General features: G+C 73.2%; 14 protein-coding genes. 9 read left to right on the forward strand and 5 right to left on the reverse strand.

Going from position 1 to position 22,816, the window contains the following annotated elements; genetic code table 11:
• Positions 1 to 53: 53 nt before the first annotated feature.
• The 3 genes from IEZ24_RS05875 to IEZ24_RS05885 are packed head-to-tail and all read right to left on the reverse strand — an operon-like array spanning position 54 to position 5,720.
• Positions 54 to 3,449 carry an error-prone DNA polymerase gene (locus IEZ24_RS05875; RefSeq protein ID WP_129456513.1) on the reverse strand — a complete coding sequence of 1,132 codons (3,396 nt, stop codon included), beginning with the start codon at positions 3,447 to 3,449 and terminating at the stop codon, positions 54 to 56.
• Positions 3,449 to 5,032 (reverse strand): DNA polymerase Y family protein, encoded by a 1,584-nt coding sequence (locus IEZ24_RS05880; protein WP_224744948.1) that lies wholly within the window; start codon positions 5,030 to 5,032, stop codon positions 3,449 to 3,451. Before IEZ24_RS05880 ends, IEZ24_RS05875 begins: the two co-directional genes overlap by 1 nt.
• A gap of 16 nt (positions 5,033 to 5,048) precedes the next feature.
• Positions 5,049 to 5,720 (reverse strand): hypothetical protein, encoded by a 672-nt coding sequence (locus tag IEZ24_RS05885; protein WP_129456515.1) that lies wholly within the window; start codon positions 5,718 to 5,720, stop codon positions 5,049 to 5,051.
• A gap of 134 nt (positions 5,721 to 5,854) precedes the next feature.
• Between IEZ24_RS05885 and IEZ24_RS05890 the strand changes: the two genes are divergently transcribed.
• On the forward strand, positions 5,855 to 7,297 hold the full coding sequence (locus IEZ24_RS05890; RefSeq protein WP_165356178.1) for a phospholipase D-like domain-containing protein: 1,443 nt from the start codon (positions 5,855 to 5,857) through the stop codon (positions 7,295 to 7,297).
• Positions 7,298 to 7,314: 17 nt separating this feature from the next.
• On the opposite strand, the gene IEZ24_RS05895 is transcribed toward IEZ24_RS05890, so the two are convergent.
• Both IEZ24_RS05895 and IEZ24_RS05900 read right to left on the reverse strand, forming a co-directional pair.
• Positions 7,315 to 8,481: an endonuclease/exonuclease/phosphatase family protein gene (locus IEZ24_RS05895; protein ID WP_129456517.1), complete on the reverse strand. Its 1,167-nt coding sequence runs from the start codon at positions 8,479 to 8,481 to the stop codon at positions 7,315 to 7,317.
• 72 nt (positions 8,482 to 8,553) lie between these two features.
• Positions 8,554 to 9,351 carry a SigB/SigF/SigG family RNA polymerase sigma factor gene (locus tag IEZ24_RS05900; RefSeq protein ID WP_165356179.1) on the reverse strand — a complete coding sequence of 266 codons (798 nt, stop codon included), beginning with the start codon at positions 9,349 to 9,351 and terminating at the stop codon, positions 8,554 to 8,556.
• Between the two features lie 235 nt (positions 9,352 to 9,586).
• Here IEZ24_RS05900 and IEZ24_RS05905 point away from each other — a divergent pair, with 235 nt between their 5' ends.
• The 8 genes from IEZ24_RS05905 to IEZ24_RS05940 all read left to right on the forward strand — a co-directional run bounded on the left by IEZ24_RS05905 (position 9,587) and on the right by IEZ24_RS05940 (position 22,708).
• Positions 9,587 to 9,787 (forward strand): hypothetical protein, encoded by a 201-nt coding sequence (locus tag IEZ24_RS05905; protein WP_129456519.1) that lies wholly within the window; start codon positions 9,587 to 9,589, stop codon positions 9,785 to 9,787.
• 90 nt (positions 9,788 to 9,877) lie between these two features.
• A complete protein-coding gene (locus tag IEZ24_RS05910; protein WP_129456520.1) occupies positions 9,878 to 11,416 on the forward strand; it encodes a DUF3375 domain-containing protein in 1,539 nt (512 codons plus the stop codon).
• Positions 11,413 to 12,246, forward strand: coding sequence for a DUF4194 domain-containing protein (locus IEZ24_RS05915; RefSeq protein WP_129456521.1), 834 nt, complete (start codon positions 11,413 to 11,415; stop codon positions 12,244 to 12,246). The genes IEZ24_RS05910 and IEZ24_RS05915 overlap by 4 nt, the downstream gene beginning before the upstream one ends.
• A gap of 2 nt (positions 12,247 to 12,248) precedes the next feature.
• Positions 12,249 to 15,731 carry an ATP-binding protein gene (locus tag IEZ24_RS05920; RefSeq protein WP_129456522.1) on the forward strand — a complete coding sequence of 1,161 codons (3,483 nt, stop codon included), beginning with the start codon at positions 12,249 to 12,251 and terminating at the stop codon, positions 15,729 to 15,731.
• Positions 15,732 to 16,008: 277 nt separating this feature from the next.
• A complete protein-coding gene (locus tag IEZ24_RS05925; protein WP_165356180.1) occupies positions 16,009 to 16,164 on the forward strand; it encodes a hypothetical protein in 156 nt (51 codons plus the stop codon).
• A gap of 132 nt (positions 16,165 to 16,296) precedes the next feature.
• On the forward strand, positions 16,297 to 21,852 hold the full coding sequence (locus IEZ24_RS22255; protein ID WP_129456523.1) for an ATP-binding protein: 5,556 nt from the start codon (positions 16,297 to 16,299) through the stop codon (positions 21,850 to 21,852).
• A gap of 93 nt (positions 21,853 to 21,945) precedes the next feature.
• Positions 21,946 to 22,326, forward strand: coding sequence for a response regulator transcription factor (locus tag IEZ24_RS05935; protein WP_129456524.1), 381 nt, complete (start codon positions 21,946 to 21,948; stop codon positions 22,324 to 22,326).
• Positions 22,327 to 22,402: 76 nt separating this feature from the next.
• Entirely contained in the window at positions 22,403 to 22,708 is a 306-nt protein-coding gene (locus IEZ24_RS05940) for a helix-turn-helix transcriptional regulator (protein WP_129456525.1), read from the forward strand.
• Positions 22,709 to 22,816: the final 108 nt, after the last annotated feature.

Below are 22,816 nucleotides of genomic sequence, written 5' to 3' on the forward strand. Positions count from 1 at the left end.
GAGCATAGGGTCCCGGGTCGGCGCGCCGCCCCACCCCTCGGCGCAGGCCCCGATCAGCGGAAGTCACGGGACGAGGCCCGTGCCTGCAGCACTGCTCCAGCGCCGGGGACGACCACGTCGATGCCCTCCACGCGGTCGGCGACGAGGTTCGTGACGCCCTCGTTGCGCTCGAGGCGCCCACGCACGACCACGGCGACCCGGTTGCGGGCGGCCTGCCGGTGCGCCTTCATCACCCCGATGGAGCAGACGACGTTGAGCATGCCCGTCTCGTCCTCGAGGTTGAGGAAGGTGACGCCCATCGCGGTGCCGGGTCGCTGCCGGTGGGTGACCAGCCCACCGACGTGGACCCGTCGCCCGGCCTCGGCCGTGGCGAGCTCGGCGACCGACCGGACGCCCGCGCGGCGCAGGTCGTCGCGCAGGTGCTCGAGGGGGTGCCGCTCGGGGGAGACGCCGGTGGCCCAGAGGTCGGCCAGGGTGATCTCCGGCTCGCTCATGCCGGGCAGCGTCGGCGCATCGGACGTCGGCGTCGAGCCCGCGAGGTGCCCGGCCCCCTCGGCGAACCCGGCGGCCCACAGCGCCTCACGGCGGCCGAGGCCCCAGGCGTCGAACGCCCCGGCGGTGGCCAGCGCCTCCAGCTGCGCCGACGTCAGGCCCGCACGGCGGGAGAGGTCGGTGATGCCGGTGAACGGCGCCTCCTCGCGTGCCGCGACGATCCGGCGCGCCACCTCGAGCCCGATGCCGCGCACCGAGTCCAGCCCGAGGCGTACGGCGAGCGCGGCGTCGCGGCGGTGGGCGGGCACCGGGTCGGGGGTCCCCGGCACCCACTCGACCCGCTCGAAGCGCGGTCGGCAGCACGTGTCGAGCCCGGTGGGGGCGACCGGACCCACCACCAGCCCCTCCAGGTCGGCCTGGGCGGCGGACCGGGTGACGTCGGGGCGGCGTACGTCGACGCCGTGGCGCCGCGCGTCGCCCACGAGCGACTGCGGGGAGTAGAACCCCATCGGCTGGTTGCGCAGCAGCCCGGCCAGGAAGGCCGCGGGGTAGTGGAGCTTGAACCACGACGAGGCGTAGACCAGCAGGGCGAACGACAGCGCGTGGGACTCGGCGAAGCCGAAGTTGGCGAAGGACAGGATCTTGACGTAGATCGAGTCGGCCAGCTCGCCGGTGATCCCGCGTCGCTGCATGCCGGAGTAGAGCTTGGCCTTGACCGACTCGATGCGCTCGACGCCGCGCTTGGAACCCATCGCACGGCGCAGCAGGTCGGCGTCGTCGCGGCTGCAGTCGCCGAGCGTCACCGCCATCGCCATCAGCTGCTCCTGGAAGAGCGGCACGCCCTTGGTGCGCTCGAGCACGGGAACGAGCTCGGGGTGGTCGTAGGTGACCGGCTCCTGCCCGGTGGCGCGGCGTACGTAGGGGTGCACGGCCCCGCCCTGGATCGGACCGGGGCGGATGAGCGCGATCTCGATGGCGAGGTCGTAGAACTCGCGCGGTCGCAGCCGGGGCAGCGTGCCGATCTGGGCGCGGCTCTCGACCTGGAAGACGCCGATCGAGTCGGCGCGGCACAGCATGTCGTAGACCGCGGGCTCCTCCTTGGGCATCGTCGCGAGGTCCCACTCCTCACCGACGTGCTCGGCGACCAGCCGCATCATGTGGTCGAGGGCGCCGAGCATGCCGAGGCCGAGCAGGTCGAACTTGACCAGCCCCATCGACTCGCAGGCGTCCTTGTCCCACTGGAGCACGGTGCGCTTGTCCATGCGGGCCCGCTCGATGGGGCAGACCTCGCCGATCGGGCGCTCGGTGAGCACCATCCCGCCGGAGTGGATGCCGAGGTGCCGCGGCGCTCCGAGCAGCTCCTCGGCGAGCGCCACGACCGGGGCGGGGACGTCGTGGGCGTCCGGGTCGCCCTGGTCGCCGGCCACGACGGACTTCCAGCCGTCGATCTGCTTGGACCACGCGTCCTGCTGGCCGGGGGAGAAGCCCAGCGCCTTGGCGGCGTCGCGCACCGCCATGCGGGGACGGTAGGCGATGACGTTGGCCACCTGGGCGGCGTTGCGGCGGCCGTAGGTGTCGTAGACCCACTGGATGACCTCCTCGCGACGGTCGGAGTCGAAGTCGACGTCGATGTCGGGCTCCTCGTCACGGTGCGCGGAGATGAACCGCTCGAACGGGAGCTTGTAGAAGACGGCGTCGACGGCGGTGATGCCGAGGGCGTAGCAGACCGCGGAGCTGGCGGCCGACCCCCTGCCCTGGCACAGGATCCGGCGCTCGCGGGCGAACGCGACGATGTCGTGGACGATGACGAAGTAGCCGGCGAAGTCCTTCTCGCCGATGACCCGCAGCTCGTGCTCGAGCCGCTCGCGGGCCTCGGCCTCGTGGGGCACCCCGGCGTACCTCTCGGCGAAGCCTCGCTCGGCCAGCACCCGCAGCCACGAGTCGGCGGTGTGGCCCTCGGGGATCTGCCGCTTGGGCAGCGCGGGGGAGGCCTTGCGCAGGTCGAAGGCGAGCTCGTCGGCGAGCGAGACGCTGCGGGCGACGGCGGTGGGGTACGCCGCCAGCGCGGCGGTGGTCTCCGCGCCGCTGCGCAGGTGGGCGGAGCCCGACAGGTCGAGCCAGCCGTCGAGGTCGGCGAGGCTGCGGCGGGCGCGTACGGCGGCCATCGCCGAGGCCAGGCGGTGGCGCTGCGGGGTCGCGTGGTGGACGTTGCCGGCCGCGACCACGTCGAGGCCGTGGACGCCCGCCAGCCGGGCCAGCGAGGCGTTGGTCGCATCGGCCCCGGGCCGCGGCGACAGCTCGACGAGGACGTGCTCGAGGCCGAAGAGGGACGTCAGCCGGTCGAGGGCCTCGGCGGCCGCGGCCTCGCCCGCGGTGGCGAGCGCCTGCGGCACGGTGCCCTTGCGGCAGCCGGTGAGCACCACCCAGTGCCCGCGTCCCTGCTCGCCGAGCTCGTCGAGGTCGTAGACGGGGCGGCCCTTCTCGTCGCCGCGCAGGTGGGCGTCGGTCATGGCCGCGGCGAGCCGGTGGTAGCCCTCGACCCCGCGGGCCAGCACCAGCAGGTGGCTGCCCTCGGGATCGGGCGCACCGGCCTGCGGCGCCGTGAGGCCGAGGGACAGCTCCGCGCCGAACACCGTCGGCAGGTCGTGGGCCGCGGCGGCCTCCGCCAGCATCGGGGCGCCGTAGAACCCGTCGTGGTCGGTGATCGCGAGCGCGTGCAGGCCGAGGCGTACGGCCTCCTCGACGAGCTCGGCCGGGGAGCTGGCGCCGTCGAGGAAGCTGAAGTGGCTGTGGCAGTGCAGCTCGGCGTAGGGCGTCACCACGGCGGGCCGCTCGATGGCCTGGGGCGTCACCGCCGCGCGCTTGCGCCGCGACACGGGCGCGTCGTCGGCTCCCGGCAGGCCGCTGAGCCGTCGCTCGAGCTCCTTCCAGTGCATGGCGGGGTTGTTCCAGCCCATCAGTCGTACCCCGCTTCGAGCGTCCAGCCGCCGGGTGCGCGCACCAGCAGCCAGGCGCGTCCGTCAGCGCCGACGACCTGGAAGCGGGCCGTGGGGCCGGTCCCGCCCGACCACCACCCCTCGTCGACCGGCCACGGCCCGGCCCACGCGGTGACCGGCTGCCAGGGCAGGCCCTGTCCGTCGCCGGCGTCGCCGACGCGGAAGCGGCGGGGCTCGCCGGTCACGACGCCGCGCTCGGTGACCCGCACCTCGCGGCCCGCGTCGTCCACGACCTCGGCCACGGGCGGCACCGCGAAGACGCGCACCGGCGCCGGCCCCGGGACCCGGCCCGGCCACGGCCGGTCGACCGGCCGCAGGTCGACGGCGCGCTCGCCCCACGGCACCAGCGCCTGCCTCGCCGCGGGGCTGCGGCCACCCTGCAGCACCGGTCGCTGCACGGCGTCGAAGCCCACCATCCCCTGGACGCGGGCGACGCCGCGCTCGACGAGGTCGTCGGACGCCGACCCCCAGAGGGCCTCGCCGTGCGCGGCGGCGGGCTCGACCACCTCGGGCACGAACCGGACCCGGTCGATCGGGGCGCGCACCCGGCCGGTGTCCTTGCGGCCGCGCAGGGAGCCGCCGGCCCCGCTCGTGGAGCCGGCCGACTGCAGCTGCCAGTGCACCCGGTCGACCAGGTCGCGGGCACCGAAGTGGCGCGGGTGCAGCCAGGTGCGCGACGAGCACACCACGCCCTCGGACTCGGCCTCGACGCGCACACCGGTGGCGACCAGCTGGTGGTGGGCCAGCTGGGTGACGAACCGCTCGGCCGTGGTGCGCACGCTGAACGTGATCGCCTCCACCGAGTCGAGGGCGGGCTCGAAGGACACGTCGGCGTCGAGCTCGGGGGGAGGCGTACGCGCGGCGAAGAGGTCGCGGTCGGCACCCCGCGCCCGTCGGTGCACGGCAGCGCCGTGGGCGCCGAGACGTTGCTCGACGGCCTCGGCGGGCAGGTCGGCGAGGTCTCCGAGCGTGCGGAGGCCGAGGCGCTGCAGCAGCCCGACCAGCTCGCGACCGCGCGGGCCGTCATCGGCGAGCGCGTGGACCGGCAGGCCGCGCAGGAAGACGGCCGAGCCGCCCTCGGGCACCACGACCCACTGCTGCACCTCGGCGGTGCGTGCGGCCTGCTCGGCGGTGAAGAGGTCGTCGGCGATGCCGATCCGGACGTCCCAGACCTCGCCCTCGACCAGCGCCTGGCTCACCGTCGCGGCGGCGTCGGCCTCGGTGCCGTACCAGCTGCCCGGGGCGCGGACGGCGAGCAGGCCCGGGCGCAGGGCGGCCACTCCCGGGCGGAGGTCCTCGACCGTCGCGAGGACCGGCTCGAAGGCGCGGGCGTCGCGGTCGGGGTTGGCGGGCAGCAGCAGCAGCTCGGGGCACCGGGCCTGGGCGTCACGGCGGCGCTGGCCGCGGCGTACGCCCTCGGTCCGCGCCGGGCCGTTGCACACCTCGACGACATTGGCGGCGAGCACGGCGGCGGGGGAGCGCGACGACCTCCCGGCCTCCTCGAGCGCGGCGACCACCGACCAGTCGGGGCACCACACGACCATCACCCTCACGGCCGGCTCACCCGGACGCCCGCCGGACCTCGCGCACCTCGGTCGCGCACACCTCGGGCCAGGTCAGGTCAGCGCGCGCCGGCGGGCGTGCGCCTCGACGCACGACCACCCGGGCCCGACGCTGCAGCAGCTGGCCGGTGCCGGACGCCGGACCGCTCCAGCGCGACTCCTCGACGCTGAGCCGGGCATCGGCGCGCGGCCAGGCGCCGTGGACGACCAGCACCGCGGACCGCGTGCGCAGGCGCGAGTCGAGGATGCCCGCCGTCCGCTCGTCGACGGAGGCAGGGGGGCGCAGGACCACCACGCGGAGCACGTCGACCAGCGCGGCCGTCACCTCCAGCCAGTGCTCCCCGGGGTCGGGCACCAGCACCGTGCGCGAGAGCTCGATCCCCAGCTCCGCGGCGGCCTCGGCGCCGAAGTCGGTGCAGCCGGCGAAGCCGACCCACTCGCCGGCCTGCGACGCCCCGGCCGCCAGCGCGAGCGCCAGCGAGGCCGAGTCGACGGCGTAGGTGGAGCCGGCGTGCATCGGGACCAGGCCGGCGATGCCGGGCAGGGTCGGGACCGGCTGGAGTGCCGGCCTGCGCTCCATCGCCGCGACCCGCTCGCGCAGCTGCTCGACGACGGACCGCCCCGGGTCGAGGCCCGGTGCTCGGGCGGCGACGGAGCGGGCGGAGGACATGTCCCCATGATCGAACACGTGTTCGAACGAGTCAAGCGGGACGAGTCCCGTCAGGTCCGTCCGGGCGCGGCGCCGGTCGAGCCGCGCGGAGCATGCCTATGCTGTCACGGCTCACCGTGGATGGGGGACTGGTCGTGACGAAGCTGTCGATGCTCGTGGGGAGCATCTGCCTGGTGCTGGCGACGACGCTGGGAGGTGCCGTCCCCGGCGCGGCCGCGGAGCAGCCCGGGCCCGTGGCGGAGAAGGCCGGGGCGACGAAGAAGTGGAAGGCACCCAGCGGGCCGTTCTTCAACGACCCGCACCGCGCGAAGGGACACTTCCGGATCGAGCGCAAGGTCATCGACACGATCAACCGCACGCGCAAGGGCGCCACGATCCGGATCGCGATCTACTCCCTGGACCGCATGAACGTGGCGCACGCCCTGGTGGCCGCCCACCGGCGAGGCGTCAAGGTGCAGATGCTGCTCAACGACCACTGGGAGACCTCGGCGATGAAGGTGATCCGCGCCGAGATCGGCAAGGACCGCAGCAAGAACAGCTTCATCTACAAGTGCCGGCAGAGCTGCCGCGGGGCGGCCAACGAGTTCAACAACCTGCACTCGAAGATCTACCTCTTCAGCCAGGTCGGCCGCTCGAAGGACGTCGTGGCCGTGGGCTCGGCCAACATGACCCGCAACGCCGCGATCCACCAGTGGAACGACCTCTACTTCACCGACGGCGACCACGAGCTGTTCCGCCAGTTCGTCGGACTGTTCAACGACATGCGCAAGGACCACGACACCCGCCAGGAGCCGATCGCCTTCTGCGGCACCCCGGCCAACGGCGTGGCGTGCGACGACTCGGTCGACAAGCACACCGCGGTTGCGTTCCCGCGGGTCTCGAGGCCGAAGGACGACCTGGTGGTCCACCTGCTCGACCGAGTCCGGTGCCTGACCCCTGACCCTGTGACCGGCAAGGTGAAGCGCACCCGCCTGGCCCTGTCGATGCACACCATGCGCGGCGCCCGCGGCGACTACCTGGCCGAGGCCATCCGGCAGAAGTGGGTGCAGGGCTGCGACGTGCGGGTCACCTACGGCCTCATCGGCTACCACACGAAGGGCGTCATCGCCGCCCCGACCAAGCGCGGTCGCATCCCGCTCCGCTCGACGGGCATGGACTACGACCTCGACGACAACTTCGACCTCAACAACGACGGCATCGACGACCTCATCCTCGACTACTACAGCCACCAGAAGTACCTGGTCGTCCAGGGCACCTACAACGGCGTTCCGGACTCGTCGATGGTGCTGACCGGCTCGGTCAACTGGTCGAGCCTGAGCACCGCCAACGACGAGGTCTGGTTCACCGTGCGGGGTGCCGTGGTGGCGAAGAAGTACCTCAGGAACTTCGACTACCAGTGGAACAACGCCCGCAACACCCGCAACGCCTACACCACGACGTACGCCAACTTCCGCGTGCGACGCACGGTGACCGACCCGGACGGGACGACCCGCACGGTCTGGCGGACCGTGCGGCGCCCCGTCACCACCGTCGAGCGTGACCCCTACCTGAAGGGCCCCTACTGGGAGGACGACTGAGGTCCACCCAGGTCGACTCAGCGGCGCGCGGGGAACACCAGGCGGGCCACCACCCCTGCGTGGTCGGAGGGCCACAGGCCGGACGCGGTCCGGTCGTCGGGGTCGCTGCCGACGATGCGGGCCCGGGCGGCCTTGACGTCCGTGCCGTGCAGCACGAGGTCGATCCGCGAGGTCAGCGGGTCGGTCGGGTCCGTGAGCGTCGCGTCGAAGCAGCACGTGTAGCCCGGGTCGCCGGGGTGGGTCCGCGGCCACGCGTCGGCGCCCACGCCGGCGAGCAGGAGCGAGTACGCCGGGGCGTCGGGGGCACGTGAGTTGTAGTCACCGACGTAGACCATCGGCAGCTCGCCGATCCGTGACGCCAGGTCCGCCTGCGCGGCGAGGAGCTCGCGCGCCTGGGCGACCCGGAGCTGCTCGGCATCGAGACCGGGGAGGCCGAAGGCCTCGAGGTGGGAGTTGACGAACCGGAACGACGCCTTGCCGACGCCCACGTCGGCCGAGCCCCAGCCACGGGCGACGGGCAGCAGCGACCCGCCGACGGGGAAGCGGATGATCGCCTGGAACGTCCCCGTGCGAGCGTTGCTCGTCCGCACGTCGTCGCGGGCGATGATCACGTCACGGTCGGCCAGGCGCACCGCACGGGTCGGGAACGTGGCCGTGGGGCTCGCCAGGACCGGGATGGGTGGCGAGGCGAAGTTGTGCGCGGTGGCGCCGGCGACCTCGCGGTAGTCGGCGCCGCGGTCGGCCAGCGCGTCGAGCAGCAGGTCGAGGAAGTCGTACGTGACGGTGGGGTCGCTCGCGACACGGGTCGCCGGGTTGTAGGCGAACGTCGTCCAGGTGGTCACCTCCTGGAGGCCGACGACCGCCGGGTCGGCTGCCACGATCTCGTCCGCCATGGCGGCCATCCGCTCGGCCGGGCGGGTCGCCTGGACCGCGGCCCAGGTCTGGGTGGCCGCGCCCACGATCGCGGCGTCGTTGCCGGTGCCGAGCGCTGCGAGGACCGGCCCGAGCTCGGCGCCGAGGTAGAGGTTGCGCGTCATCACCGTGGCCGTACGCGCCGGGGTGCCGGCCGCCTCCGCCCCGGGTGGACCCGCATGGACGCTCGCGCCCGGCGCCAGGGCGCTGCCCAGGGCGAGCGCGGAGGCGAGGAGGCCGATGAGGACGTGGTGGCGGCGCGGTCCGGTCATCCTCGGACCGTGGCACCCCGGCTCGCGGCGGGCAAGCCCCAAATCGGGGGTGATCGCCGCGCGGGCGAACGCCTACGCGGCGGGGACCGGCTCGTCCAGTCCGGCGCGGAGGCGGGCGAGGACGCGCGTCAGGATCCGGGAGACCTGTGCCTGCGTCAGCCCGACCAGGTCGGCGATCTCCTGCTGCGTGCGCTCGTCGACGAAGCGCCACTGGAGGATGCGCCGCTCGCGCTCGGTCAGCTCGCTGACGGCGGTGCCCAGCACGAGCCGGGCCTCGACCGAGGCCAGCCCGGTGTCGTCCCACCCCAGCAGGTCGGCGATGGTGTCGGTCCCGTTGCCCGTGGGGCTGTCGAGGGAGCTCGGCCGGAAGCAGCCCGCGGCCGAGAGCGCCTCGATGACGTCGTCGAGGTCGGCCTCGAGGTGGGCGGCGATCTCGGTGGGACGGGGGGAGCGACCGAGCCGGGCCTCGAGGCCGGGCTGGGCGCGTCGGATGCGCGCCTGCAGGTCCTGCACGCGGCGCGGCACGCGGATCATCCAGCCGGCGTCGCGGAAGTGGCGGCGCAGCTCCCCGCGGATGGTCGGGACGGCGTACGAGAGGAAGTCGTGCCCGGCCGAGGCGTCGAAGCGCTGTGCGGCCTTGGTGAGTCCGACGAGGGCGACCTGCTGGAGGTCCTCGAGGTCGATGCCGCGGTTGCGGTAGCGGGCCGCCATCGACCGTGCCATGGAGATGTTGGCCTCGATCAGCTCGTCGACGAGTGCTTGTCGCTCGGCCGCGGAGATGGTGTCGCGCAGCCCGGCGACGACGTGGGTCGTACGCGTCGCGCGCGCCTGGCTGCGGATGGGGGTCGGGGGCATCGCGAGGGTGGTCACGAGGTCTCCTTCGGGCTCTTGGGTCGCTGGTCGCCGCGCCCGCTGGTGGCGCAGGACGATCCTGTCCGGAGCGGATGCCGCCCCGACAGCCGAAAAGCGAAAACCTTGGACAAACAGTGGACAGACGTGCGTCAGGCAAAACTTGACGCAACTTTCCGTGTGGTCGTCCGGCGCTCGTGCATCCTTGTTCGCAGCGAGTGGCGTGGGGCCCCTCGCGGCAGCAGGGGAGGGCACCATGAGGGACGAGGTACGAGACCACCTGACGGCGGCAGGTCAGCGCATCGTGTTCGCGGACATGCTCCGGCAGGACGCGCTCAGCGATGTACGTGCGCTGCTGAACGGGCGTGGCGAGGACGTGTCGATCGCCGACGCCGTCCGGTTCACGGCGCTCCCGGAGCCAGAGGTGCGGCGGCTGCTCGACGAGACGTCGGGCTGACCGGCCGGGCCACCCGCTCCCGGCGCTGTCCGCGCCCTTTGTCATGCTTGCGCACCGAACACAGGCAGGCAGGGAGCGGGGGACCGGGCGTTGAGCGAGATCGCTGGCGAGCTGGCGCGCGTCAAGGGCGCGTTCGCCCAGCCCACGCTCACCCTGCTCCACCAGCGCCAGGCGCCCGTGGTGATCACCATCTTCCGCACGGCCTTCGGTCGCAACAACAACCCGATCCCGACGGCCCGCCTGCACACGCAGGTCGAGGAGCACCTCGCCGCGATCCGGCTGGCCGGCGAGCAGGACGTCCCGACCGGCAGCGGTCGTGAGATCTGCCAGCGCTGGATGCGCGGCCAGTGGCTGGTGCGCTCGCTCGACGAGGCGGGGCACGAGGTCTACGCGCTGACCTCGCACGCGCAGCAGGCGCTGGAGCTGGTGAAGAACCTCGCCCGCGACCGCGCCACGCTGAGCGAGCACCGGGTCGCCACCATCCTCGGCACGGTCCGGCGCTTCAACTCCGAGGCCAACCCGGACCGCACCGCGCGGGTCACGATCCTCAACGAGGAGATCGCGCGGCTGCGGGCCGAGCGCGACCGCCTGGTCGACGGCGGAGACCTGGCCGGGGCGACCGAGGACTACATGCTCGAGGGGTTCACCGAGCTGCTCTCGCTGATCTCCGCGCTGCCGAGCGACTTCGCGCGTGTCGAGGAGCGGTTCGCGACCATCCGCGCGGAGATCCTGGCGGCCTTCCGCGCGGAGGACCGCCCGGCCGGGGAGGTGATCGACGACTACCTCGCTCGCGCCGACGCGTTGATGACGGCGACCCACGAGGGGCGCGCGTTCGAGGGCGCGTTCGCGCTGCTGCGCGACGACGCCCTGGTGACACAGCTGCGCGAGGACCTGACCGCCCTGCTCGAGCACCCGCTCTCGGACGGCATCCTCAGCGACGCCGACCGCGCCGAGCTGCGCGGCACCGTACGCCTCGTGCGCGACGGCCTCGACCGCGTCCTCGCCCAGCGCTCCCGGGTGACGGCCACCCTCAAGGAGTACATCGTCTCCCACGACGCGGCCCGTGACCGCGAGCTCGAGCAGACGTTGCGCCAGGTGGAGGCCGAGCTGATGACGTGGATGGCGACCACCGGCCCGCGGGCCACCCACGACGTGGCGCTCCTGCCCGCGCGAGCGGGCGTCGAGCACCTCCGGGAGCGGTTCCACGACCCCGCCGACGACGTCCTCCCCGACCGCATCAGCACCCCGGACCCGGCCCTCGCGCCGCCGGTCTCGCTCCAGGAGCTCGTCGCGCAGGGCGGACCCAGGCTCGCGACCCTGCGCGAGCGCCTCGACGCCGCGACCACCTCCCTCCTCCCGGTCGCCTCCCTCGGCGCCCTGTTCGACGAGCTGGAGCCGTCCCTTCGCCGCCCCGTCGAGATCTTCGGCCTGCTGCACCTCGCCGCCGACCGTGAGTGGCGGGCCGAGCAGTCGGTCGAGCCGTTCGAGGCCGTACGCCCTGACGGCAGCAGGCGGACCTTCGCCGTGCCACGCACACCCCTGCCCGACCCCGACCTCGACCCGACCCAGCACCCGACCCAGCACCCGACCCAGCACCCGACCCAGCACCCGACGGAGAAGCACGCATGAGCGTCGACACCCACCCGGAGATCGACGGCCAGATCGAGGCCGAGATCGAGGCCGAGATCGAGGCCGAGGCCGAGGTCGACGTCGACGTCGACGTCGACGACGAGCTGCTGCTCGACGACTCGGTGTCCCTCTTCGAGGGGGACGAGGGCGGTCTGGAGTACGCGCAGCGGCGCGCCCTGGTGACGCTGCTCAAGCAGCGCTTCATCAGCGCGCGCACCCACCCGCGGGACTGGACGGTGCTGGTCGAGCACGAGCGACTGATCCGCTCACGGCTCAACGACCTCTTCCTCGACCTCCAGGTCGACCGCGCCCGTGAGGTCGCGTGGAAGAGGCAGGCGACGTCCGAGACCGGCAGCCGCTTCCCGACGATGCTCTACGACGCCGCCTGGTCGCGCGAGGAGACGCTCGTGCTGGTGCACCTGCGCGACCGGCTCCGCGCCGGGCTCGCGAGCGGCGACGCCCGGGTCTTCGTGGACCGCGAGGACATCGTCGGCTACGTCGCCAGCTTCCGTCCTGCCCACGCGACGGACGTGGCCGGCGACGACAGGCGGGCGCGCAACGCGGTCGCGAGCGTGGTCAAGGCCGGGTTGCTGATCCCGACCGGCACCGACGAGCGCTTCGAGATCAGCGAGGCTGTGGAGCCGCTGATCCCGCTGGAGCTCCTCCAGGAGCTCCTCGAGGCGCTGGTGGCGGCCAACAACAGCGAGGTCACCGGGCCCGAGGAGCCGGCCGACCTCTTCGACGACGACACGGACCCGGACGGCCCGGTCGACGCCACGGCGGGCAGCACGGCTGGCAGCACGGCTGGCAGCACGGCAGGGGAGCGGTGAGCATGTCCATCGACGAGATCGAGCAGACAGTGGTCGACGGGCTCTTCGAGCGCAAGGACGTCGCGACGCCCGCCGACGACACGATGCAGTGGCGCGCAGCGCTGCTGCAGATGGTCAACTGGGGCGGGTTCGGCGGGCTCACGGTCGTCCCGCTGCGCGGCGACGCCACGATGATCTCCGGCGCCTCCGGCGTCGGCAAGAGCACCATCCTCGACGCCTACACCGCGCTGATGATGCCGTCCGACACCAAGTTCAACGGCGCGTCCAACGACGCCGTCGCCGGTCGCGCCCGGGGCGCCGGCCAGCGCAACCTGCTCTCCTACCTGCGTGGTGCCGTCGACGTGGTGGACGACCCGCGCACCGGTCGGCCGGTGGAGAAGCTCCTCCGCGGCAAGGGTGGCGACACCTGGGGAGCGATCGCGATGACGTTCGTCAACGACCAGGGTGGCCGGTTCACGGCGCTGCGCACCTACTACGTGCCGCGGCGCGCGACCCGGTCCGGCGACGTCCAGATGCAGCTGGCCACCCAGGACGGCGCGCTGCCGCTCGACACGCTCGAGGTGGCCGTGCCCGAGCGCTTCCACGCCAACACGCTGAAGAAGCTCTTCCCCGGCATCCGCGTCTACCGCACGTACGCCGAGTTCGCCGCCGTCCTGCACGCGCGGCTCGGCATCGGCGCCAACGGCGACGGGGCGAAGGCCCTGCGGCTGCTCGCCCGGATCCAGGCGGGCAACCAGGTCCGCAGCGTCGACGAGCTCTACAAGGACATGGTGCTCGAGCGGCCCTCGACCTTCGCCGCCGCGGACCGGGCGATCGAGCACTTCGACGACCTCGACACCGCGCACTCCGCCATGCGCACCGAGGAGCAGAAGCTCGAGCTGCTCGCGCCGATCGTCGACCTCCACGACCGCAAGGTGGAGGCCTCGCGGCGGCTCGCGGAGCTCGACTCCTATGGCGTGACCGCGACCGGCGACACCCCGCTCCGGCTGTGGCTGCTGCGCACTCACCTGCGGCTGATCGAGGCCGCGGTGGTCGACAACCGTGCCGCGCGCGCGTCCGCCGCCGACGAGCTCGGCGCGACGACCTCGGCCGAGCGGACCCTGCTGTCCGACCTCGAGTCGGCCAAGGAGTCGCACCGCGCGGCCGGAGGGTCCACACTCCAGTCGCTGGCGCTCTCGCTCGAGCAGGAGCACGTCGTGCGCGAGGACCGGCTCGCGCGGCGGTCGGTCCTGCAGGAGCGCCTGCTCCCGCTCATCGACGCCACCGACGCCCAGGCGCCCGACGTCGAGGCGGCGCTGCTCTCGTCCGAGGCGTACGCAGTGCTCCAGCTGCACGCCCGGCAGTGGCTGGCGGGCTGGCAGCGCGAGCAGGAGCGGATCCGCCGAGAGCGCGACGCGGTGCTGCGCAGCCAGTTCCCGCTCAGCGAGCGGCAGGCCGAGCTGCGGCGCGAGCGCGCGTCGCTGGAGAACCGCGCCGGTCGCATGCCGGCGCGCATGCACGAGCTGCGGGCCGAGGTCGCCCGGGCGAGCGGGATCGGGGAGGACGAGCTGCCCTTCGTCGCCGAGCTCGTCGACGTCGCGCCCGAGGAGGCGCGGTGGCGCACGGCGATCGAGACCGTCCTCGGTGCCAGCGCCCGGATGATGCTCGTGCCCCTCGACCGGCTGGACGCCTTCTCCTCGGCGATCGACGGCCTGCGGCTGCGCGGCCGCCTCACCTTCGAGGGCGTGGAGCTCGACCTGCCCGACCTCGGTCCCGCCGACCCCGAGCGGGTCGCCGGCAAGCTGGTCTTCCAGGACTCGCCGTTCTCCGGCTGGGTGCAGGCCCACGTCGGGGAGGCGTCCCGCAACGCCCTGTGCGTCGAGGACGCGGACGGCCTCGCCGGCCCGGGCTTCCGGGTCACCCTCGCCGGGCAGACGCGCAACGGCCGTCGCGGCACCCACGGGCGCAACGACGCCCGCAGCATCATCGGCTTCTCCAGCACGGACGCGATCGCCGACGTCGACGCCGAGCTCGCCGACCTCGAGGAGCGGCTGGACCGGGTCGGCGCCGACCTCGCGCAGCTCGACCAGCGGTCGCGGATGCTGGAGCAGCAGCGTGCGTCATACGACGCCGTCGCCACGGCGCGGTTCGACGACTTCGACGTCGACGGCAGCGACCGCCGCATCGCCGACCTGGAGCGCCGCCGGGCCGACATCCTCGGCTCCGACGACGGGTTGCAGGCGCTGGAGGCCCAGATCGCCGAGCTCGCCGCCCGGCTGGAGGAGGCACGACGCAACCGCTACACCCTCGAGCAGCGGCAGCGCGAGCTCAACGTCGAGCACGCCGAGCTCGTCGACGCCGAGGACGACGTCAAGGACCGGCTCCAGGCGATCGAGGAGACCGGCACGGTCGTGCTCGACCCCGAGCAGGACGCCGCACTCGCCGCGGACTTCGCAGCCGCGGCGGCGCCCGCGGACCCCGACGACCTCGAACGCTTCGCCGAGACGTCCCACCGGCTCGCCCAGCGGCTCCGGGACGCCGTCACCGACGCCGAGGCGGAGGTCCGGCGCGTCGACGAGGACCTGGTGCAGGTCTTCCGGGTCTACAAGCTCCAGTGGGACTCCCCGAACCTCGGCACCACTGCGGAGTCCTACCCCGACTACGCGCGCATCCTGGACGACATCCGGGGCGAGGGACTGGCCGCCCGGAGGGCGGAGTGGCGACGCCGGCTCACCGAGTGGAGCGGCCAGGACCTGGTTCCCCTCGTCGGTGCGATGGCGGCGTCCGTCGAGGAGATCGAGGACCGGCTCGAGCCGATCAACGCCATCCTGCGTCGCCTCGAGTTCGGCGCGTCGGGGGACCGGCTCCGGATCCGGCTCCGCAGGCTGGCGCCGGCACAGGTCCAGGCGTTCATGAAGGACCTGCGCGTCCTCTCGTCGGGCTCCACGACCGACCTGGGGGAGGAGGCCCTCGAGCAGAGGTTCGCCGACCTCAGCAGGTTCATGCAGCAGCTGCGCAAGCCCAGCCAGGTCGGCGAGGCCGCCGCGTCGCTGACCGACCGCGACCGGCTGCTCGACGTACGCCGCCACGTCGAGATCAGTGCCGAGCGCTACGACCACACCACGGGCGAGCTGCGCGCGACCTACCGCACGCTGGGCGAGAAGAGCGGCGGTGAGAGCCAGGAGCTCGTGGCGTTCATCGTCGGCTCCGCACTCCGGTTCCGCCTCGGCGACGAGATGCGGTCCCGGCCCCGGTTCGCCCCGGTCTTCCTCGACGAGGGGTTCGTGAAGGCCGACTCCGAGTTCGCCGGCCGCGCCGTGCAGGCCTGGCGCGGCCTCGGCTTCCAGCTGATCGTCGGCGTCCCGCTCGACAAGGTCACCGGCCTCGAGCCGCACATGGACGAGCTGCTCGCCATCACCAAGAACAGCACCACGCACCAGTCGTGGATCACGCCGATCACCGACGCCGTCAGGGGGGTGGCGGACCCCGTCGACGTGGCGAGGTGAGAGTGAGGCCCTCCTCGACGTCGCAACCAGGGGCGCTGGCAGGACCTTCGCCTCTGCCCGTCTGGGTCGGGACGTGATGACGTGGGGGCATGAGCACTCCGACGACGGTCGAGGTACACCTCGAGGAGCTCGGCGAGCACTCCTGGGTCAAGGCCTTGGGCAACACGTTGAGCGGCTCGAACGGAAGTGCCCAGTTCCGCTTCGTGGCACGTCCGCCCGGGGAGGAGCACCGCTCGAGCGACCACGTGGTCACGGGGGCGACGTTCCCCGTCATGCGGTGCAGGACCTCGACGACCTCCACCGACCGAATGCCTGGATCGAGACGGCGCAGGAGCGCCTCGACGAGCTCGACGACCAGCTCCGCGCGAGCGGATGGCGGCGACGCCCGGTCGCCGGTCGGCACTGGTGGTCGCGGACGTACGTCGCCGGGTGACACGCGTCTGCGGGATGTGACTTCACGGTAGGGGTGTCGGCCTGACAGTCTCGGCGGGTGCCCCCTGAGTCGCGCCCCACCAGTCGTGTCCGGTTCTCCCGCATCGCGGTCGTCAACCGTGGGGAGGCAGCCATGCGTCTCATCCATGCGGTCCGCGACCACAACGCCGAGCAGACAGGCCACCCGATCGAGGTGGTGGCGCTCCACACCGACGCCGAGCACGCCGCGATGTTCGTTCGCGAGGCCGACGTGGCGTACTCGCTGGGCCCTGCCGCGGCGCGGCCCTACCTCGACCTCGCCGTGCTCGAGCGCGCGCTGGTGGAGACCGGGGCCGACGCGGCGTGGGTGGGCTGGGGCTTCGTGGCGGAGGACCCCGCCTTCGTCGACCTCTGCGACCGTCTCGGGGTCACGTTCATCGGTCCGAGCTCGGAGGCCATGCGCACGCTGGGCGACAAGATCGGCTCCAAGCTGATCGCCGAGGAGGTCGGCGTCCCCGTCGCGCCGTGGAGCCGGGGTGGCGTCGACACTCTCGAGGAGGCGCTGGCCGCGGCCGAGCGGATCGGCTACCCGCTGATGCTCAAGGCGACGGCGGGCGGTGGCGGTCGCGGCATCCGCATGGTGGCCGGAGCAGCCGACCTCGAGGACGCCTACCAGCGCACCCGCGACGAGGCCGAGCGCGCCTTCGGCAGCGGGGTGGTCTTCCTGGAGAAGCTGGTGACCGGGGCCCGTCACGTCGAGGTGCAGGTGATCGCCGACAGCCACGGCCACGCCTGGGCGCTCGGGGTGCGCGACTGCTCGGTCCAGCGACGCAACCAGAAGGTCATCGAGGAGTCGGCGTCCCCGCTCCTGGCGCCGGAGCAGACCGAGGAGCTGAAGGCCTCCGCCGAGCGGCTCGCGCTGGCCGTCGGCTACGTCGGCGCGGCCACCGTCGAGTTCCTCTACCACCCCGGTGAGCGGACCTTCGCCTTCCTCGAGGTGAACACCCGCCTCCAGGTCGAGCACCCCATCACCGAGGCCACCACGGGCACCGACCTGGTCCGGGCGCAGCTGCACGTCGCGTCCGGGGGAGTCCTCGAGGGAGAGAAGCCCGCCGAGATCGGTCACGCGGTGGAGGCCCGGCTCAACGCAGAGGACCCGGACCGCGACTTCGCGCCGTCGCCCGGCCGGATCGCGCTGCTCGACCTGCCCGCGGGCCCTGGGGTGCGGGTGGACACGGGCGTCGGCACCGGCGACTCCATCCCCGCCGACTTCGACTCCATGATCGCCAAGATCATCGCCGTCGGCTCGACCCGGCAGGAGGCGCTGGCCCGACTGCGCCGGGCGGTCTCGGAGACGACGGTCGTGATCGAGGGCGGTGCCACCAACAAGAGCTTCATCCTCGACCTGCTCGCCCAGCCCGAGGTGACCGACGGAGGGGGCACCGGCTGGGCGGACACGGGCTGGATCGACCGGGTCCGTGGCGAGGGCCGCCTCCACTCCCACCGGCACTCCGGGGTGGCCCTGGTGGCCGCCGCCATCCACGCCTACGAGGACGAGGAGCGCCTCGAGATCGACCACCTGCTCGAGACGTCCCGCGGAGGCCGACCCAACGTCCAGCACGAGGTCGGCCGCGGCGTCGACCTCAAGCTCCGCGGGACGACCTACAAGGTGACGGCGCTGCGCACCGGGCCGCACCGCTTCCGCGTGGCGGTCGCCGCGGGCGAGGGCGCCGGCGCGACGGTGGTCGACGCCCAGGTCGTGCGGATCGACGAGTTCCACAGCACGCTCACCGTGAACGGCCAGCGGTTCCGGCTGGTCACGGCCACGCACGGACCCGTGCAGCTCGTCGAGGTCGACGGCGTCACCCACCGGGTCACCCGCGACGAGGGCGGCATGCTCCGCTCGCCGGCGCCGGCGCTCGTGGTCGCGACGCCGGTGGCCGAGGGCGACCTGGTCGAGGCGGGCACCTCCGTCCTCGTCCTGGAGAGCATGAAGATGGAGACGGTGGTCCACGCGCCGTTCGCCGGCCGGGTGCGCGAGATCCTGGTCAAGACCGGCAGCCAGGTGGAGAACGGCGCGCCGCTGCTGCGCATCGAGCCCGTCGAGGAGGCCCCTGAGACGGGTACGGCCGGGGCCGAGGCGTCGGCAGGCGGTCCTGACCTGGAGCTTCCGCAGGCGGCGCCCGAGGGGGCCGCGGACGCCGAGGTGGCCCAGGGGCTGGCCGACCTGCGGGCGGCGATGCTCGGCTACGACACCGACCCGGCCACCGAGCGCCGTGTCCTCGCCGACTACCTCGACGCCCGTGAGGAGGCCCGTACGGCCGGCCACGACGTGCTGGCCGGGGAGATCGAGCTGCTGCGGATGTTCGCCGAGCTGGCCGAGCTGAGCCGCAACCGGCCGGGTGGCGAGGAGGAGCACACCGAGCTGCGGGTGCACAGCTCGCGCGAGCACTTCCACACCTACCTGCAGAGCCTCGACCTCGAGCGCCACGGCCTCGGCGAGCAGTTCGGCCGCCGTCTGAAGGCGGTGCTCGCGCGCTACGGCGTGACCGAGCTGGACCGCACCCCCGAGCTGGAGGAGTCGGTCTTCCGCATCTACCTGGCCCAGCGGCGCTCTGCCGCCGACGTCCAGCTCGTCACCAGCCTGCTGCAGGCCTGGATCGCCGGGCCACCCCCGGCCGAGGCCGACGGCGACGTCGTCCGCTCGCTCCTCGAGCGACTGGTGCGCGCCACCCAGCTGCGGTTCCCGATCGTCGGCGACCTCGCTCGCAGCCTCCGGTTCCGCTGGTTCGACCAGCCGGCCGTCGACGAGGAGCGCTCGAGCGTCCTGGCCGGCGTGCGGGGTGAGCTCGTCGAGCTGTCCGTCGACGACGCCCCCGACCGGGCCCGGCGGATCGAGGCGCTGGCGGCGATCCCCGAGCAGATCGTGCGGTTCCTCGCCGAGCGCCTGGCCGAGGGGATCCCGCCGCGGGAGCCGATGCTCGAGGTGCTCGTACGGCGCCACTACCGCGAGCACGAGCTGCACGACCTCCGGGTCCTCGACATCGAGGGCCGCCCGTTCGCGGTCGCCGACTACGTCCTCGACGTCGACCGGCCGACCCGGCTGGTGACGACCGTCGGGACGATCGACGAGCTCGGCGAGCCCGACGGCGCACTGGTCCGGGCGATCGGCGAGCAGGTCGCGGCTCGTCCGACCGGATCCCAGGCCGTGGTCGACCTCTACCTGTCGTGGCCGGGGGAGGAGCTCCCCGCGCAGGAGACCAGCGACCGGCTGGGCGCCCTCCTCGGCGACGTCGCCTTCGCCTCCGACATCCGGCGCATCGTGGTCGCGGTGACCCGCGGCGGTGACCGCCCGGTCGACTACGTCACCTTCCGCCCCGCCGCCGACCAGGTCCCCACGGCGATGGAGGAGGACCGTCTGGTCCGGGGGATCCACCCGATGGTGGGTCGCCGCCTCAACCTGTGGCGGCTGCGGCAGTTCGACGTCGTACGCCTCGAGGCACCCGAGGACGTGCTGCTCTACCACTGCACGGCCCCCGGCAACCCGGCCGACCAGCGCCTCGTCGCGCTCGCCCAGGTGCGCCAGGTGGCCGTCGTGCGCGACGAGTCCGGCGCGGTCGTGGCGCTCCCGCACGCGGAGCGCGCGGTCGAGCACTGCCTCGAGGCGATCCGCCGGGCCCGCACCGAGCGGCCCGACGGCGCGAAGCTCGACCTCAACCAGGTGTGGGTCCACGTGTGGCCCGTCGTCGACGCCGACCTCGACCAGCTCGCCGCGCTGCGGGACAAGATCACCCCGCTCACGGAGGGCGCCAGCATCGAGGAGGTCCAGGCCCACGGTCGGGTCCCCGGCCCGGACGGCACCCCGCAGCCCGTCGTCGTGCGCTTCCACGCGCAGGTCGGGGGCGGCGTCGCCACCACGATCGACGCCCCGCCCACCGAGCCGCTCCAGCCCCTCGACGACTACGCCGTCAAGGTGCTGCGTGCCAAGCGGCGCGGCCTGGTCTACCCCTACGAGCTGGAGAGCCTGCTCGTCGGGACCGGGGGCAGCGTGGTGGAGCACGACCTCGACGACACCGGCGCGCTGGTGCCGGTCGAGCGCCCGCGCGGTCTCAACAAGGCGGCGCTGCTGGTCGCCGTGGTCACGACGCCGACCGCCCTGCACCCCGAGGGCGTCACCCGCGTGGTGCTGTGCGGCGACCCCACCAAGGCCCTGGGAGCAGTCTCCGAGCCCGAGTGCTCCCGCATCATCGCGGCCATCGACCTCGCCGAGCGGATGCAGGTCCCGGTGGAGTGGTTCGCGCTGTCGGCCGGTGCCCGGATCTCGATGGACTCCGGCACCGAGAACATGGACTGGGTGGCTGCCGCGCTCAAGCGGATCGTGGAGTTCACCCAGGACGGCGGCGAGATCAACGTCGTGGTGGCCGGGATCAACGTCGGTGCCCAGCCCTACTGGAACGCCGAGGCCACGATGCTCATGCACACGCGCGGCATCCTGGTGATGACGCCCGACAGCGCGATGGTGCTGACCGGCAAGCAGTCGCTCGACTTCTCCGGCGGCGTGTCCGCCGAGGATAACTTCGGGATCGGCGGCTACGACCGGGTGATGGGCCCCAACGGCCAGGCCCAGTACTGGGCACCGAACCTGCCCGCGGCCGTCGACGTGCTCATGCAGCACTACGCCCACACCTACGTCGTGCCCGGCGAGGCCGGTCCACGACGGGCGCGGACCACGGACCCCGCGGACCGCGACGTCACGACGTACCCGCACAGCACGCCCGACAGCGACTTCACCACGGTGGGGGAGATCTTCTCGAGCACCCGCAACCCCGAGCGCAAGAAGGCCTTCGACATCCGCACCGTGATGCGCGCGGTGTCCGACGCCGACCACGCGACGCTCGAGCGGTGGGCGGGCATGGCCGACGCCGAGACCGCGGTGGTGATGGACGCGCACCTCGGCGGCTGGCCGGTCTGCCTGCTCGGGATCGAGTCGCGGCCGGTGCCGCGCCGCGGCTTCCCGCCCACCGACGGCCCGGACACCTACACCGCCGGCACGCTCTTCCCGCGGTCGTCGAAGAAGGCGGCCCGGGCGATCAACGCCGCCAGCGGCAACCGCCCGCTCGTGGTGCTCGCCAACCTGTCGGGCTTCGACGGGTCGCCCGACTCGATGCGCAGCCTCCAGCTGGAGTACGGCGCGGAGATCGGTCGCGCGATCGTCAACTTCGACGGGCCGATCGTCTTCTGCGTGATCTCGCGCTACCACGGCGGCGCGTTCGTGGTGTTCTCCAAGGCGCTCAACCCGAGGATGACCGTGCTCGCGGTCGAGGGGTCCTTCGCCTCGGTGATCGGCGGGGCTCCGGCCGCGGCCGTGGTCTTCTCCGCGGAGGTCGACAAGCGGGCGGCGGCCGACCCGCGCCACCAGGCCCTGGAGTCGCAGGTCGCGAGCGCCGAGGGCCCCGCGCGCGCCAGGCTGCTGCTCGAGCTGGCCGACCTCCGGACAACGCTGCGCGCCGAGAAGATCAGCGAGGTGGCGGCGGAGTTCGACGGCGTCCACAACATCCACCGGGCGGTCGAGGTCGGGTCGGTCGACGCCGTCATCCACCCCACCGAGCTGCGGCCGCGGATCATCGCGGAGCTGGAGCGCGGGCTGGAGCGCGGGCTGGAGCGCGGGCTGGAGCGGGGGCTGGAGCGGGGGTCGGCGGCAAGGAGCTGATCCGACCCGCGCCGTCCGCCCGCGCCTCGAGACGCGCACGCGATTGTCACCGTTTCGTGGGCAGGACGTTGAGGTTCGTTGTACCTTCAACGAGTGGCCACAGTGCTGATCGTCGAGGACGAACCCGACCTCGTGCACGTCATGGGCCTCGTGCTCACGCGGGCCGGGTTCGAGGTCCACAGCGAGGGCGCCGGGGAAGCCGCCCGCGCCCACGCCCGGCAGGTCCAGCTCGACGCCGTGGTCATGGATCGCGGGCTCCCGGACATGGACGGCCTGGAGGCCGTGCGCCTGCTGCGGTCCGACGGCTACCGGGGGGCGATCCTCGTCGTCAGTGGCTGCGCCGGCCCCGAGCACGTGTCGACGTCCCTCGCCGCCGGAGCCGACGCGGTGCTCGCCAAGCCGTTCTCGCTGGTCGACCTCGTCGAGCAGGTGCGCCTCGCGCTCGAGAAGGACGTGGTCGCCGAGGCGGGTTGAGGCGCCCGCACGGCGCCGAGCGGCCCAGCGGAGGCGTCCGGACTCGCGAAGGCGAGATCGCGTAAAGTGGTTCGCTGTGAGTCGGGACGCGTGGACCTTCCTGTCCAACCACGGTCACGTCCTGGTGGCGCTGGCCCGGGATCCGGACGCCCGCACCCGCGACCTGGCCGACGCGGTGGGCATCACCGAGCGCGCGGTGCAGCAGATCATCGCGGACCTCGTGGGTCACGGGTACGTGCAGAAGGACAAGGTGGGGCGCCGCAACCGCTACCAGGTCACCCGCGGCGCCCACTTCCGGCACGACCTCGAGGCGGGCGTGACGCTCGGGTCCTTCGTGGACCTCGTCGGTCGCAGCGACACTGGTACGAAACGCAATTCGTGATAATGTGTCCGCAAGTCAGGCTTGGGGAGTAACCCACCTCCGGTCGACCGTCACCACGGCCCCACGGGCCCGGCGGCCGGGTTCCGCACCGAACGGGAGAGACCACCC

This window comes from Nocardioides ganghwensis, from assembly GCF_014779655.1.
Taxonomy (GTDB): Bacteria; Actinomycetota; Actinomycetes; order Propionibacteriales; family Nocardioidaceae; genus Nocardioides; species Nocardioides ganghwensis.

Coding starts and splice junctions, on each gene's coding strand:
- IEZ24_RS05880 (WP_224744948.1), bottom strand. CDS start 5,032: ATGGTCGTGTGGTGCCCCGACTGGTCGGTGGTCGCCGCGCTCGAGGAG.
- IEZ24_RS05885 (WP_129456515.1), bottom strand. CDS start 5,720: ATGTCCTCCGCCCGCTCCGTCGCCGCCCGAGCACCGGGCCTCGACCCG.
- IEZ24_RS05875 (WP_129456513.1), bottom strand. CDS start 3,449: ATGGGCTGGAACAACCCCGCCATGCACTGGAAGGAGCTCGAGCGACGG.
- IEZ24_RS05915 (WP_129456521.1), top strand. CDS start 11,413: ATGAGCGTCGACACCCACCCGGAGATCGACGGCCAGATCGAGGCCGAG.
- IEZ24_RS22255 (WP_129456523.1), top strand. CDS start 16,297: ATGCGTCTCATCCATGCGGTCCGCGACCACAACGCCGAGCAGACAGGC.
- IEZ24_RS05895 (WP_129456517.1), bottom strand. CDS start 8,481: ATGACCGGACCGCGCCGCCACCACGTCCTCATCGGCCTCCTCGCCTCC.
- IEZ24_RS05920 (WP_129456522.1), top strand. CDS start 12,249: ATGTCCATCGACGAGATCGAGCAGACAGTGGTCGACGGGCTCTTCGAG.
- IEZ24_RS05905 (WP_129456519.1), top strand. CDS start 9,587: ATGAGGGACGAGGTACGAGACCACCTGACGGCGGCAGGTCAGCGCATC.